At 40.7% G+C, this 14,424-nt stretch carries 12 protein-coding genes; 2 read left to right on the top strand and 10 right to left on the bottom strand.

The window, feature by feature from the left end; genetic code table 11:
- Window positions 1-271 precede the first annotated feature (271 nt).
- Window positions 272-397, bottom strand: coding sequence for a hypothetical protein (locus RE317_RS19630; protein ID WP_262912984.1), 126 nt, complete (start codon window positions 395-397; stop codon window positions 272-274).
- 250 nt (window positions 398-647) lie between these two features.
- Between RE317_RS19630 and RE317_RS19635 the strand changes: the two genes are divergently transcribed.
- Entirely contained in the window at window positions 648-1,739 is a 1,092-nt protein-coding gene (locus tag RE317_RS19635) for a TlpA disulfide reductase family protein (protein ID WP_008781589.1), read from the top strand.
- Window positions 1,740-1,965: 226 nt separating this feature from the next.
- Here the strand turns inward: RE317_RS19635 and glgP are convergent, their stop codons facing one another.
- The 9 genes from glgP to RE317_RS19680 all read right to left on the bottom strand — a co-directional run bounded on the left by glgP (window position 1,966) and on the right by RE317_RS19680 (window position 14,150).
- Window positions 1,966-4,530, bottom strand: a complete 2,565-nt coding sequence (gene glgP / locus RE317_RS19640; RefSeq protein WP_005839535.1) for an alpha-glucan family phosphorylase — start codon at window positions 4,528-4,530, stop codon at window positions 1,966-1,968.
- Window positions 4,531-4,558: 28 nt separating this feature from the next.
- Window positions 4,559-6,229, bottom strand: a complete 1,671-nt coding sequence (locus tag RE317_RS19645; RefSeq protein WP_005839533.1) for a glycogen/starch synthase — start codon at window positions 6,227-6,229, stop codon at window positions 4,559-4,561.
- A gap of 253 nt (window positions 6,230-6,482) precedes the next feature.
- Complete coding sequence (locus RE317_RS19650; protein ID WP_005839531.1) at window positions 6,483-6,947, bottom strand: V-type ATP synthase subunit K; 465 nt, start codon at window positions 6,945-6,947, stop codon at window positions 6,483-6,485.
- A 213-nt stretch (window positions 6,948-7,160) separates the two neighbouring features.
- On the bottom strand, window positions 7,161-8,966 hold the full coding sequence (locus tag RE317_RS19655) for a V-type ATP synthase subunit I (protein ID WP_005839529.1): 1,806 nt from the start codon (window positions 8,964-8,966) through the stop codon (window positions 7,161-7,163).
- Entirely contained in the window at window positions 8,963-9,568 is a 606-nt protein-coding gene (locus RE317_RS19660) for a V-type ATP synthase subunit D (RefSeq protein ID WP_005839527.1), read from the bottom strand. The genes RE317_RS19655 and RE317_RS19660 overlap by 4 nt, the downstream gene beginning before the upstream one ends.
- A 14-nt stretch (window positions 9,569-9,582) precedes the next feature.
- The gene (locus RE317_RS19665) at window positions 9,583-10,905 is read right to left on the bottom strand and encodes a V-type ATP synthase subunit B (protein WP_005839525.1); all 1,323 of its coding nucleotides are present in this window, start codon (window positions 10,903-10,905) and stop codon (window positions 9,583-9,585) included.
- Window positions 10,906-10,940: 35 nt separating this feature from the next.
- Window positions 10,941-12,695, bottom strand: coding sequence for a V-type ATP synthase subunit A (locus RE317_RS19670; protein WP_005839523.1), 1,755 nt, complete (start codon window positions 12,693-12,695; stop codon window positions 10,941-10,943).
- 18 nt (window positions 12,696-12,713) lie between these two features.
- A complete protein-coding gene (locus RE317_RS19675; RefSeq protein ID WP_005839521.1) occupies window positions 12,714-13,550 on the bottom strand; it encodes a DUF2764 domain-containing protein in 837 nt (278 codons plus the stop codon).
- Between the two features lie 9 nt (window positions 13,551-13,559).
- On the bottom strand, window positions 13,560-14,150 hold the full coding sequence (locus tag RE317_RS19680) for a hypothetical protein (RefSeq protein WP_005839519.1): 591 nt from the start codon (window positions 14,148-14,150) through the stop codon (window positions 13,560-13,562).
- 82 nt (window positions 14,151-14,232) lie between these two features.
- On the opposite strand from RE317_RS19680, the gene RE317_RS19685 reads away from it, so the two are divergent.
- Window positions 14,233-14,424: hypothetical protein (locus RE317_RS19685; protein ID WP_271706751.1), on the top strand; the 192-nt coding region annotated here is incomplete at its 3' end.

Below are 14,424 nucleotides of genomic sequence, written 5' to 3' on the forward strand. Positions count from 1 at the left end.
CCTTCTCCCTGCTCGGATTCAACATCTACCCGATCTCCCATAATAATACTGCTACAAATAGAAAGTCCCAATCCTATACTCTACTTGAAAGTATTCAATTGTACAAAGCGTTAAAATATCTGCCCCTGCTTCTCTTCCGGAATTCCACAATCTGCATCATTTCGAGAAAAATACATTTTCCCTCCTGTTGTTCATAACCCATGATAAAACTTCCCTAGAAAATAAATTTCATTGCATTAATAACTAAGTTGGATATAGCTTGAATGAAACGTTATCGCTCGGTACGAATCATGTACTCTTCCATGCCGGGCACAAACCCGATCTCCACCTCCGGATTATTTTTATTCCGTAATTGAAATAATTCCTCCAAATCGTACATCATTGCATTAATATTCACATCACTCTACACAAACTTCAATGTGCCCGATTCGATTTTCGAAAGATCCAGAATATTACCGATCAACTGTAACAGTAAGGCAGCCCCCTGTACAAATTATAACCAAAGGAATTGAATGAGTGCCCATAAAATTCAAAAAAAGCAAAGCAAAACTATAGATTCCTTATTTCATTCTGAAAATAAAAACCTTTTTTCCGCAAACATATTAATTAAGTAGTTATCTTTGCGTTCAAATTATAATCATATTAAAATGAAAAAATTAGTTTATTTATTGGCTGCAGGAAGTATGGCTTTCGTTGCATGTCAGAATTCGCCTTCCTATAAGGTTACAGGTTCAGTAGAAGACATCACTGATGGCGACACGATCTATTTACAGGAATACGCAGGAGGAAACCTTGTAAAACTTGATTCTGCTATTGTCAAAAGCGGAACTTTCGTATTCACCGGAAAACAAGATACGGCTGTAAACCGCTACATCACTTATATGAAAGGAGACAAGCGTTACTTTACTGATCTTTTTCTTGAAAATGGAAATATTAATGTAACCTTAGGTAAGGAAAGCAAAGTTTCAGGTACTCCTAATAACGACGCTTACCAAAAATTCAAAGATGGCTTCATGGCTTTAAGCAAGGAAATGAATGAAATGTACCAAAAGGCTCAAAGCGACACTAGCTTGACAGAAGAACAGGTAGAAGCTATCATGGCTGAGATTGAAAAGAAAGACAGTGTAGGCATGGATATGGTTTATCAAACAATTGAAGCCAATATCACCAATCCGGTCGGTGTATATCTGCTCCCTTCCTATGCAGGCGCATTCGAACTCGACAAACAAAAAGCGTTGGTAGAAAAAATTCCCGCTGCATTAGTTAATGAACGTATCAACAAGTTGAAAGCCCACATTGAAACTTCAGAGAAAACGGCTGTAGGTCAGAAATACATTGATTTCTCTATGCAGACCCCTGAAGGTAAAACTGTAAGCCTGTCTGATTTCGTCAGCAAAAATAAATATACTTTGATTGACTTTTGGGCTAGCTGGTGCGGACCTTGCCGTAAAGAAATGCCCAATGTTGTAGAAGCATACAAGGCTTTCAAAGATAAAGGCTTCGGAATTGTAGGTATTTCTTTAGACGAGAATGCAGACAAGTGGAAAGAGGCTATCACTGCCTTGAATATTACATGGCCGCAAATGTCTGACCTGCAAGGTTGGAACAATGCAGGTGCAAAACTTTATGGTGTCAATTCAATTCCTGCTACCGTATTGGTTGATCAGGAAGGTACCATTGTTGCACGTAATCTCCGTGGAGATGCCATCAAGTCCAAACTGAACGAACTATTGAAATAAAATAACTGCAAAATAGTTTACAAAGTAAAATACCGATGTCTAGAAAGGCATCGGTATTTTTTATACTCGTCCTATCCTTCCCAATAATGCGCACTTTCCATAACAATCTTAACTGGAATGATAATATCAATGAAACTTTGGGCGAACATACTAATAAAAAAGAACTGCTTCCTCTCTTTTCCAAGGAAACAGTTCTTTAAATAGAAATATTATCTTAATTCAATGATTAGTTAAACCAACGAACATAGCAGAAATCCTGACGATGAGGCAAATCAACATTCTTCGGGAACATACGGTATGCCACCTTGAAGCTGCCTGAGTTAGACAAACTGTGTTTAACCTGGAATGTATACAAGTTACCTTCTTTCTTAATTACTTCCATTGGTTCTACAGAATAGATATGCTCTTTACCTTCCGCATTCGTGAAAGTGGTAACCAGTTCAATACCTACTGCATCATCCAATCCCTTTTCATCTATAACATAAGTAATGATATATTCTTTTCCGCTTTCAATATTACCGCTAGCCAGCTCTTCCGTCTTTTCACATGAAACGATTTCAATGGAATCCCAAAGTTCTGCAACTCTTTCTTTCCAAGCAGCCAGTTCCTTAGCCTTTGCATAATCATTGGCTACCAATTCTTTAAAACGTTTTGCTTCTTTAGTATAGAACTTAGCATAATAATCGTCTAACTGACGTTTCATTGTATAATGAGGAGCCACCTGAGCAATAGAATTCTTGATAGTCTTCACCCAACCCTCAGAATATCCCTTACGGTTACGTGCATAATACAATGGAAGAATCTCATTTTCCAAAATACTATAAATAGTTGCGGCATCCAATTGATCTTGATGATCTTGATTCTGATAAGTACGTTTTTCAGTTAACGCCCATCCTGCTCCTTCACGGTAACCTTCCAGCCACCAACCGTCAAGCACAGAGAAGTTAACAACACCATTCATCAAAGCCTTCTCGCCTGATGTTCCAGAAGCTTCCAAAGGACGGGTAGGAGTATTCATCCAAATATCAACACCTGAGACCAGACGCCGTGCCAACTGCATATCATAATTTTCCAAGAAGATGATTTTGCCCAAGAATTCCGGACGACGGGAAATTTCCACAATCTTCTTGATCAACCCCTGACCTGCACCATCGTGTGGATGAGCCTTACCTGCAAATAAGAACTGTACCGGATAATCAGGATTGTTCACAATCTTAGACAAACGTTCCAAATCAGTAAACAGCAGATGCGCACGTTTGTAAGTAGCAAAACGACGGGCAAAACCAATCAACAAGGCATTCGGATTAATCTTTTCCATCAGAGAAACGATACGTGAAGGATCACCTTGGTTCTTCAACCAGCTTTCACTGAACTGCTTACGAATATGGTCAACCAATTTGTACTTCAAAGCCATACGGGTTTCCCAAATTTCTTCATCGGCTACATTATAAATAGCTTCCCAAATTTTCTCATTAGACTGATCTTCCAGGAAATTAGGAGCAAAATGCTTAGCATATAGCTTCTTCCATTCAGTAGCACTCCACGTTGGGAAATGAACACCATTAGTTACATAACCTACATGACTTTCTTCAGGGAAATAGCCTTTCCAAATTCCAGAGAACATCTCCTGAGAAACCTTGCCATGCAACCAGCTCACACCGTTTACTTCCTGACAAGTGTTACAAGCAAATGTAGACATACAAAAACGTTCGCCTGCATCACCCGGATTAATACGACCCAAGTCCATCAAATCCTGCCAAGAAATCCCCATACGCTGTGGATAACCACCCATATATTTTCCAAACAAGCCTTCATCAAAATAGTCATGCCCCGCAGGAACCGGAGTATGAACCGTATATAAAGAAGAAGAACGAACTACTTCCAAAGCCTGGTCAAATGTCAGCCCGCTTTCTACATAATCACACAAACGCTGCACATTACACAAAGCAGCATGTCCTTCATTACAATGATAGACATCTTTCTTAATGCCCAATTTCTTCAGCAGCAACACACCACCGATACCTAACAAGATTTCTTGTTTCAAACGGTTCTCCCAATCTCCACCATACAACTGATAAGTGATAGGACGATCAAATTCGCTGTTCATTTCATTATCCGTATCTAGCAGATACAAAGGAACACGTCCTACATTTACCTTCCATACGTATGCATGAACGAAATAGTTCAAATAAGGAACATCAACTACCATCGGCTGTCCGTTTTCATCCATTACACGTTCAATAGGCAGGCTACCGAAATTCTGTGATTCATAGTTAGCAATCTGCTGACCATCCATTGAAAGGCTTTGGCTAAAATACCCATAACGATACAAGAAGCCAACACCACACATATCTACATTACTGTCTGATGCTTCTTTCAAGTAGTCACCGGCCAAAATACCCAGCCCACCGGAATAGATTTTCAAAACATGTGTCAAACCATACTCCATACAGAAATAAGCAACAGAAGGACGTTTGCTATCCGGCTTAGCATCTACATAAGCTTTGAATTTAGCATATACATCATTCATGCGCTTTACAATCACCTTATCCTGAGTTAATGCCTCCAGCTTTTCATAGCTCAAACGTTCCAATAAAGCAACGGGATTCTGCCCCACTTCTTTCCAAGTTGCAGGATCTAAATCTCTAAACAGGTCTGTTGCTTCGTAATTCCATGCCCACCAGATGTTACGAGCCATTTCCTCCAACTTCTTCAGTTCTTCGGGAATGTGTGATTTTACTGTAACTTCCTTCCAATTAGGAGTATTCGCATTACTTACTTTGATTTTCATGTCTCTCAAATTATTTATTAATAATTAATTAGCTATTCATAACAAGCCTTTTCTGTGCATTATGCAATGCCACATCATAAGCTTCATAATAATATTTGATAAAATGCTTCCACAATGCCTTTTCAGCAATGTCCGCCGCATTTTTACGCACTGTCTTGATTGTATTTTCCGGCAATCCCGAAAATTCCGATATAGTGTCCTTTATAACATCCGCCACTTCAGAATAGTTGTAATCCGAGCGATGGATAACTTTCACACCATCTTTCAACTCACTGTATCTACCCTTCAACGAGTTTACCCACAAACCAAATCCAGCCAGATCAGTTGTTATAGTAGGTACATGGAATGCTACACTTTCCAAAGGTGTATACCCCCAAGGTTCATAATAGGAAGGATAAACACTCAAGTCATTCCCCAACACCAAATCATAATATTCCAAATTCAAGATACCATCCTTTCCATCCAGATAACAAGGTACAAATATTACTTTTACCTTAGATTCCGCCGAATTGGACATTCCCAAATACTTCATCATATCAAGTACCTGATCATGACTCATATTATGCAACCAATGTGTGATAAACGGACACTCCAACGGAGTTGTGAAATTCTCTTTGCTTTTCAAACGTTCCACCAAATCCTCACGAGGATCCCCTACCCAACCTGGTACATTAATAAATGCCAGCACCTCTTTTTTCAAATTTTTATCACGGGTCAATCGGTTCAAGGACTCCAAATAGACATTGATACCTTTATTTTTAAACTCATAACGACCGCTTGTACCCACAATAAGAGTATCATCGCTCATCGTCAAGCCAAGCAATTTATTAGCCAAATTCAACATCGCAGCACGAGCTTTCTTACGCTTGGCGGCAAATGTACGACCTTGCGGAACAAAGTCATCCTCAAACCCATTCATCAACACCACATCTGCCGGCTTGTCCAACAACTCCTTGCATTCGTTGTTGGTAATCTCACTGACCGTAGTAAAGCAATCCACATGATGCGCAGTCTGCTTCTCAATAGAATGCTTTGCCTCCATATTGAGTTCACGCGCCATTTGGTCGCCATTATAAGCAAATAAGTAATCGTAAAGGGGTTTATTGTTTCCGGCGATAGACCGGCCTATAGAAGTAGCGTGAGTAGTAAAAATGGTAGCTATTTCGGGTACCGCTTTCTGCAAATAAAGGGCCCCCATACCTGTCATCCATTCATGTGCCTGATAAATGACCTTATCATTTTCGGTCAGATTGAAACGATAAAAGCTTTCAACCACTTTTCCGGCTGCATAAGAAAACATAGACGCTTCGTCGTAATCTCCATAAGCATGAAGTGAATCAACTTTGAAATCCTCCCACATCCGGCCATATATTTCATTTCTTTTAGAGAAAAAAGGATAAAAATCCACCAATATGACAATAGGCTCTCCCGGAATATTCCAGCGTCCCACACGAACTTTCAATCCGTCTTTCTTCAAAGCATGTTCACGCCATGCCGCACAAAGATTTTCATTTTCACTGAACAAAGGATTTTCCTTTCCTGCCCAAAAATCGGGTCCTATGAAAAAGACTTTGTCTTTGAATGCTTCCTGCAGTGTTTTGGCCCTGGTGGACAACACCGTATAAATTCCCCCTACTTTATTACATACCTCCCAACTTGCTTCGAATATATAATCAGGGGCTAACAATTCTTTTGCCATCTATTAACTAATCTTAATTCGAGCGCAAAGTTACATATTTTCAATGAGATAATAAAGTTTTTTTGCAACTTTATGTTATTCAGATAGTTTCTGAATTAGCATTCAATTATTTTACTCTAACAATCTTCACAAAAAATACTGATATCGGCTACAATAATAAATATTTTTAAGGTTCTGTCTTACATTAGAATAAGAAAAGCGGCTATTTCCATAAAAACAGGAAATAGCCGCCCATATAAAAAAACTAATCTGATTACGCAGCCAATGCAGATCCCATCAAGAAGGTTGCAGCCAAAGCAACAATAGCATACAATTCAGGAAAAACGGCCAAAATCAATGTATTACCAAATACATTATGTCCTTGGCCAATGGCAGCAATACCATTAGCACAAACCTGCCCCTGACGGATAGCGGAGAAAAGAGCTACAAGTCCCAAAGCAATACCGGAACCCAACACGGCAGCAGCTTGAATACCTGTAATAGCCGGAGTCAGAACACCGAAAATACTCTGGAACATGAAATAACCGGCAAAACCATACAGTCCCTGTGTACCGGGAAGTGCAGTCAACACCAAGAAGTTACCGAATGCACTATCATTCTTCTTCAATGCACCGATAGATGCATTACCTGCGATAGTTACACCATACGCACTACCGATACCTGATAAACCAACCATAATTGCAATACCTACATAAGCAATCAATAAATTCATTTCCATAATTCTTCTATTTTTAATTTTTAAATTCTTTATTTTATCAAACTTCTCCTAAAAGGAATACTTTTCATGTCATCCTGAACTTAGCGAAAGATCTGCATACTATGCTTCAGATTCTCCCTTTCTAGCTTTTCTGTCTGCACAAGGATACAACATTTATTCAAAATGACAATGCCGAAAAGGCTTAAACAGCTTTTAATTCTTTATTCTCATTCTTCAATTCTTGAAAGGCTTGTACTCCTTACCCCCTCCTTCGTAACCCGAATTCTTAAAAAACTCCACGAAAGTCAGACGCATCGGATGAACCATCGCTCCCAATATATTCATAAACATGTTGATAGAATGACCTATCAAGAAAATCAATACCATCACTATCGGACCTGCAATTGCATTATCAGGACTCATTCCAGCCGCCAGACTATTGAATACGCTGGCAAGAATACCACCCGACAGACCTAAAGCAAACAAACGCACATACGAAAGGATATCCCCCAGCAAACCGGTTGCCATATTGTAGGAATCCCACAAACCCAAACCGATATTGAGAAAAATATTCTTTCCTGGACTGTTGAGCAAGAAAATCAGCACACCGGCAAGCCCCAGAATTACCAAATGGACAGTTCCTCCCATCGGCATGGTATCTCCCAATAGGAATGCCAAAGCTGTACTTACCAATACAATAATCCATCCGATAGTTGACAATGCATATTTCAATCCGAACTGAATGGTCTGATTAGCCGCTTTCAGTATCATACCGAAAATAATCTGTACCGCTCCCAAAATCAATGAAAGATTAAACATCCATTGATTGTCCAAGAAGAACAAATCACGCATCTTATTAAAGAACGGAATATCATTACCATACAGATTAAATCCGAAAAAAGTACCTGTCAGCATACCGCAGAAGAAAGTAGAAGCACCCAAAATCTGCACCAAAGTTAAGATGGGCTTCATGGAAGCACCGACATTCTTCGCCAACATACGATAAACAGTTACTCCTAATACCATGAACAGACCATAGCCCGAATCGCCCAAACACAGCCCGAAAAAGAGCATAAAGAAAGGGGCAAAGAACGGCGTCAAATCCAGTTCATTATACTTAGGAAGCATATACAGTTTCATAATCGGTTCAAACAGACGGAAGAATCCTTTATTATTCAACTGAATAGGTACATTGTCCTCCGGCGTAGGGTCAGCAATTTCAAAGTACGCCTCCTGTTGATTCAGAAAATTAGTAATCTCCGGAATCTGCGTAGCCGGTGCCCACCCCTGTAACAACATCAATTTGTCATCCGCAGCTTGTTCAGTACTTAGCACCACTTTTGAGAATTCTATCTGTGAGCGGATATTAGCTTGTGCAACTTGCAAAGAAAGAAGTTTTTCTCCTGCTATGGCAGCTAACTTATCATCCACACTCTTCATTTGCTGTTCCAAATCTTCACATCTGGCAGCAAGCCTACTCAAGGACATTACCGGCAATTTGACCGATTCCACTTCCAATTCGGGCAACGTTCCTTCTTTGGTTATGGTAATGAAATAAATGCGTGAACCAATACGGTTAACCTCCGTAGCATAGTACGTATCCAACCATTCCTCGTTAAAGTTCTTCTCTGAGCAAATATAGAAATTCACCTGATATCCAACTTCTTGCAACCGCATAACCGACGCAGGATCGAAATCTCCCCATACCTCTAACGCGGCACGCTCTTTGTCGCAAATCTGCAACTGATGCTGCAACTGGGTTTTCTCCAGTTGTAACGCCTCCACTTCCTCCAACGCTTTCTCTCCACGGGCTGTATCCCCCTTCTGTTCTTGCAGTTCAACATTAAAACCTTGCAAAAACTTAATAGTCGAAGCATAGTGGTCGGACAGACGGATGCTCTCTTGAAGTTCGGTATTCTCCGCTGTCCCCTGCGCTTTTTCCGCCACGTGGACTACGCCCAAATCACGGATATTTTGCAGGAAACATTCATAGTCCTTATGATAAATAAGGAAAGTCAACTTCTTCATTTTTGTAATCATGCCTCCGCCTCCTTTCTTTTCTCTTGAATAGATTTCAGAATCTTCTGCGATGATTTGGACAAATTCTCTTCATCCTCCATAAATCGTTTTATCTTTCGCAGAGCATCCTGATATCCGGGTATCTGCACTTTCTCAAAAAGATTCACTTTTTGAGTGGTCTTTTTACGCGCATGTTCCAGCAGGTTCAGTTTGGCAAGCATAAATTCCCTTTCAATAGCAGTCTGTGCCAATCCTTTCAACAAATATATTCCATCGGAATACCACTTCGGGCTGTTGAACAGACTGTAGGGACGGATGTCAAAGTCTACGTTTTCCAACAAGGGAACTCGTACACCGGCAATCTTCTTTATACCCAAATGAACATCACTCACTTTTATTAATGAAGCATCAAATTCATTCCAAAGTGCGAACATGGCCTCGTATGCCTGAATCTGTTTTTCAAGCCTTTCCTCCAACCCGGCAGCTTCTGTCTTGCATCTCTTTACTTCCATGCGGAGGGCGCTTTCCTTATTTTTAATAATAGGAAGCGTACGCACACGGACCTTGAGCTGCTTCTCAAGCTGTTGTAGCGAGGTCTTGTTATATTGAAACTTTATTGCCATGTTTCTTCGTTAATTTATTGTTTTTTCCAATGCTGGTCAACCAATTCTTTCTTTATATTGACTTCTTCCGGCTTAAAGTATTTGCTGAACAATCCCCATGTAACATCCAGCATTTCAGTAGTATCCAGATTCACATCAATGGCGAGTAACTGATTAGCGTAATCTTTAGCAAATGCCAAAGTACGTTCATCATAATTAGTCAAGTCAAAACCATTTTCCATCTTAGTCTTGGCATTGGCGGCATCAGCATACAAACGTACAGCAGCATTCATCACCTGAGGATGATCCTTACGGGTTTTCTTACCACTCACCAACTGTTTCAAACGAGACAACGAACGGAACGGGTCCACGATAACCTTACCGATATCACTATCGCGACGCAGGAACAGCTGACCTTCAGTGATATAACCCGTATTATCAGGAACAGCGTGCGTAATATCACCGCCACTCAAGGTAGTTACCGCAATAATAGTGATTGAACCACCTGCGGGGAATTGTACCGCTTTTTCATAAATCTTCGCCAAATCCGAATAAAGAGATCCCGGCATAGAGTCCTTGGAAGGAATCTGATCCATACGGTTAGACACAATAGCTAACGCATCAGCATAACTGGTCATATCAGTCAGCAACACCAATACTTTCTGATTATGTTCCACTGCAAAATATTCAGCAGCCGTCAGCGCCATATCCGGAATCAACAGACGTTCTACCGGAGGATTTTCCGTAGTATTCACGAAACTGATAATACGGTCGAGCGCACCGGCATTAGAAAATACATTCTTAAAATACAGGTAGTCGTCATTAGTCATACCCATACCGCCCAAGATAATCTTATCGGTTTCGGCACGCAATGCCACATTGGCCATCACTTGATTGAACGGCTGGTCAGGGTCAGCAAAAAAAGGAATCTTCTGTCCTGATACCAACGTATTGTTCAAATCGATACCGGCAATACCGGTCGCAATCAGTTCCGACGGCTGTTTACGGCGAACCGGATTCACAGACGGACCGCCGATAGGCACTTCCTGTCCCTCAATTTCCGGTCCCCCATCAATCGGATCACCAAAAGCGTTGAAGAAACGTCCAGCCAACTGGTCGCTCACTTTCAGTGTAGGCGACTTGCCCAAGAATACGACCTCAGCATTGGTCGGAATACCTTCCGTACCCTCGAACACCTGCAAAGTCACTTCATCACCCATGATTTTTACCACCTGGGCTAATTTCCCATTAACCATTGCCAACTCATCATAGCCCACTCCTGACGCTTTCAGCGAACAGGTTGCCTTGGTAATCTGGCTAATCTTAGTATATATCTTTTGAAATGCTTTTGTTGCCATCTCTACTCATTATAAATTAAAATTAAAAATTAAAATCAGACACTTCTCTCGGCAACCAATTCCTGTAACTGCTTTTTAAAATCCTCATACTGCTCAGATTTATATTTAGCATAGTTCATCTGTTTGCAAAGGTTGATCATCTTTTTGAAATAATCCATCACCTCAATGAAAGTATCAAACTTGAATTCCGTATGACAGATGTCGATTACCATATTCAAGATCTCCTCCTGACGTTCCATCGGAGTCACTGAATCCACTTCATCAAAAGCATCCTGTTGCAGAATCACAAAATCAATCAGCTCTGATTTCCAAAAGATTACATGATATTCTACAGGTACGCCATCATCACCCAAAATATTAATCTGTTCAGCAATTTCCTTACCACGCAACAATCTTGTTTTGATTTCGTTCACCTTACCAATCCATTCACCATTAATACGTTTGGCGATATATTCCTCAAATTCCGGATATTCCAGATATTTTGAATAAGAGTCAATCGGGTTCACAGCCGGATAACGCTTCCTGTCGGCACGTTCCTGCTCCAAGGCATAAAAGCAACGGGCCACCTTTTTAGTATTCTCCGTTACAGGTTCCTTCAAGTTACCACCTGCCGGAGATACAGTACCGATAAAGGTAATAGAACCGGTCTCACCATTATTCAGATGTACATATCCCGCACGTCCGTAAAAGTTGGAGATAATAGCCGAGATATCCATCGGGAATGCATCCGGACCAGGCAATTCTTCCATACGGTTGGACATCTCACGCAAGGCCTGCGCCCAACGGGAAGTAGAATCTGCCATCAGTAAGACTTTCAATCCCATAGCACGATAATACTCAGAAATGGTCATAGCCGTGTACACAGATGCTTCACGGGCAGCCACCGGCATGTTCGAGGTATTGGCAATAATGATAGTACGTTCCATCAGCTTACGTCCTGTATGCGGATCTACCAGTTCGGGGAACTCCGTAAAGATTTCCACCACCTCATTCGCACGTTCACCACAAGCAGCGATAATTACGATATCCGCTTCCGCCTGCTTGGAGATGGCATGCTGAAGCACTGTTTTCCCTGTACCAAACGGACCGGGAATAAATCCCGTTCCCCCTTCTACAATGGGGTTGACCGTATCAATAACACGGACACCGGTTTCCAATAATTTATAAGGACGCGGCTTTTCCTTATAATTAGTCATAGCCTTCTTTACCGGCCACTTCTGAATCATGTTTACCGGAATATCTTTACCTTCTCTGTCCGTCAGAACCACTACAGTATCCTCAATAGTATAATCACCTTCAGGAACAATGGATTTCACTTTATAAGTACCTGTCAACTGAAATGGTACCATAATTTTCAGTGGCTGGAAGTTCTCATCCACCTGTCCCAACCAAGCCGATGGACCAACTTCATCACCCACTTTCACCAACGGTACAAAATGCCACACTCTTTCTTTATCCAATGGATAGGTGTATTGTCCGCGTTTCAGGAACACTCCATCCATTTTATCAAGGTCGTTTTGCAGACCATCATAATTTTTAGACAACATACCCGGACCTAGAGTCACTTCAAGCATGTGTCCCGTAAATTCGGCTTCAGCACCAACTTTCAATCCACGTGTACTTTCAAACACCTGCACATAAACATTGCTGCCTACCACCTTAATAACCTCTGCCATCAAGCGGTCTCCGCCAGTCAGAATGTAACAAATCTCATTCTGTGCCACCGGTCCGTCAACGGTAAGAGTAACCATGTTGGCTATTACGCCACTAACAGTTCCTTTTGTTGCCATATATCTTTAATCTGTTTATTATCTGAATTCTGCGGGAATCTGTATCTCGTCCTTTAATTTATCAATAATCTGACGGAACAGTTCGCTTCCCTTTTCCTTATCCATAGAAATCCAACGGCCAATCATTTCCAGTTTCAACAAAAACACGAAAATCCGCTCCACAGTAAAATAGTTGAAAAAGACAGCGTCTTCCATCCAGTTCCATTTCAACAAATCTATCTTCTTTTCCCTTTCCACTAATTCTTCAATCTCGCTGATACGGAGTACCTGCTCAAAATATTCCAGCATCTCGGACAAACCGAAATCTCGGGCATTCGATGTACGAATCATCTCACTCACATCCGTCTTGCCCACTACTACCTGAGATACGTCCATTTTATATTTACGTGCAGCTAAGGCAGCCAGTATATTATTGATATTCAAATTAAATTCAAACCAGGAGGAAACAAATTGATTACCGCAGTTCATGGCATACGCATAATAGCAGGCAGATAACATATCTTCCGCACGATAGAGTTCCTCTGCGGAAAGAGCCAAATAAGCAGTAATAAATTCATAAAGATAAGATGGGTATCTCTTATCCGGAGCATCGCCTTCACGCACCGAACTGATAAGCGCCAGCAACTCATTCTGAGAATAATTCCCCTCAAAATCTGTCGTAGCTTCCTTATCTTTCAACAGTTTCAACAGGTTAGCATTATCGAATTTCAAATAGAACAAGTCGATTAACTTCCTATCCTTTTCCGATAATTCCGAATAGATTTCCGATTTAAAATTAGCCACTGTATAGTTCAGTTTGCCATCCTCCAACGAAAGATCCGGCAAACCGGCTACCAGGCAATAATAATTTGTCATAGTCCCGTTTTAAAACAACATTTCTACTAATTGAGGACGAAGGAAATCCTTGAAATAATTTTCAAATTCCTCTTCACCGAAGTTCACTTTGTAAGAGCCGTCAGCTGGTGAGATAGTAAAAAGTGATTTCGTTCCGTTCACTTCTTCTATTCTCACTCCTTTATCCAACAAAGCTTTTGCGTTCGCTGCAAAATATTTCTTAAGTCCTTCGGCATCTGCGGTAGAGATCACGATAGATTCGTTAGCAGACCATTGGGCAGCTAATGAAACTATAAACTTATTCAGATACTCCTTATCTGCCACAAATCCTTTCACACTTTCACTGACTACCTCATTGGTCAACAAGGTAGCTATTTCGGTCTTCAATGCATTTACTGCTTGTCCGGCAAACAATTTAATTTCTGATTGTGTATTTTCGGCAGTTTCCTTGGCTGACTTCCGAGCTACAGCGAGAATAGACTCAGCTTCCTTACGGGCATCCTCTACAATCTTTGCTGCTTCATCGCGAGCACTACTGATAAGTCGCTGTGCTTCTTCATTTCCTTTTTCCACACCTTCACGATAAATCTTATCGGTAAGCTCCTGAATTTTATTTTCCATATTCTTAGAAGATATTTTTTTGAGTTTAACACTTTCTTTCTTCAATAAATTCAAAAAGAATAGCCCAAAAGTACAAAAATCAATGATAGAAAAAGAATTTAATGATAGAATTTACACTAAAAGTACTGCAAAAAGAGAAAAATATACCATATTCATGTTACAGAACATAGGATTATTTCCGTTACTAGACTCCGCCACACACGTGCGTATACAAAAAAAGCCTCCGGAACTTCTTCAAGTCCGGAGGCTTCAATCAAAACGGCGGCTACCTACT

The organism is Phocaeicola sp. GP0067, from assembly GCF_031119655.1.
Classification (GTDB): Bacteria; Bacteroidota; Bacteroidia; order Bacteroidales; family Bacteroidaceae; genus Phocaeicola; species Phocaeicola vulgatus.

What these genes read in the sequence shown, in the direction of transcription:
- glgP (WP_005839535.1), bottom strand. Translation starts at nt 4,530, where the DNA reads ATGAAAATCAAAGTAAGTAATGCGAATACTCCTAATTGGAAGGAAGTT.
- RE317_RS19635 (WP_008781589.1), top strand. Translation starts at nt 648, where the DNA reads ATGAAAAAATTAGTTTATTTATTGGCTGCAGGAAGTATGGCTTTCGTT.
- RE317_RS19645 (WP_005839533.1), bottom strand. Translation starts at nt 6,229, where the DNA reads ATGGCAAAAGAATTGTTAGCCCCTGATTATATATTCGAAGCAAGTTGG.
- RE317_RS19655 (WP_005839529.1), bottom strand. Translation starts at nt 8,966, where the DNA reads ATGATTACAAAAATGAAGAAGTTGACTTTCCTTATTTATCATAAGGAC.
- RE317_RS19650 (WP_005839531.1), bottom strand. Translation starts at nt 6,947, where the DNA reads ATGGAAATGAATTTATTGATTGCTTATGTAGGTATTGCAATTATGGTT.
- RE317_RS19670 (WP_005839523.1), bottom strand. Translation starts at nt 12,695, where the DNA reads ATGGCAACAAAAGGAACTGTTAGTGGCGTAATAGCCAACATGGTTACT.
- RE317_RS19660 (WP_005839527.1), bottom strand. Translation starts at nt 9,568, where the DNA reads ATGGCAATAAAGTTTCAATATAACAAGACCTCGCTACAACAGCTTGAG.
- RE317_RS19665 (WP_005839525.1), bottom strand. Translation starts at nt 10,905, where the DNA reads ATGGCAACAAAAGCATTTCAAAAGATATATACTAAGATTAGCCAGATT.
- RE317_RS19680 (WP_005839519.1), bottom strand. Translation starts at nt 14,150, where the DNA reads ATGGAAAATAAAATTCAGGAGCTTACCGATAAGATTTATCGTGAAGGT.
- RE317_RS19675 (WP_005839521.1), bottom strand. Translation starts at nt 13,550, where the DNA reads ATGACAAATTATTATTGCCTGGTAGCCGGTTTGCCGGATCTTTCGTTG.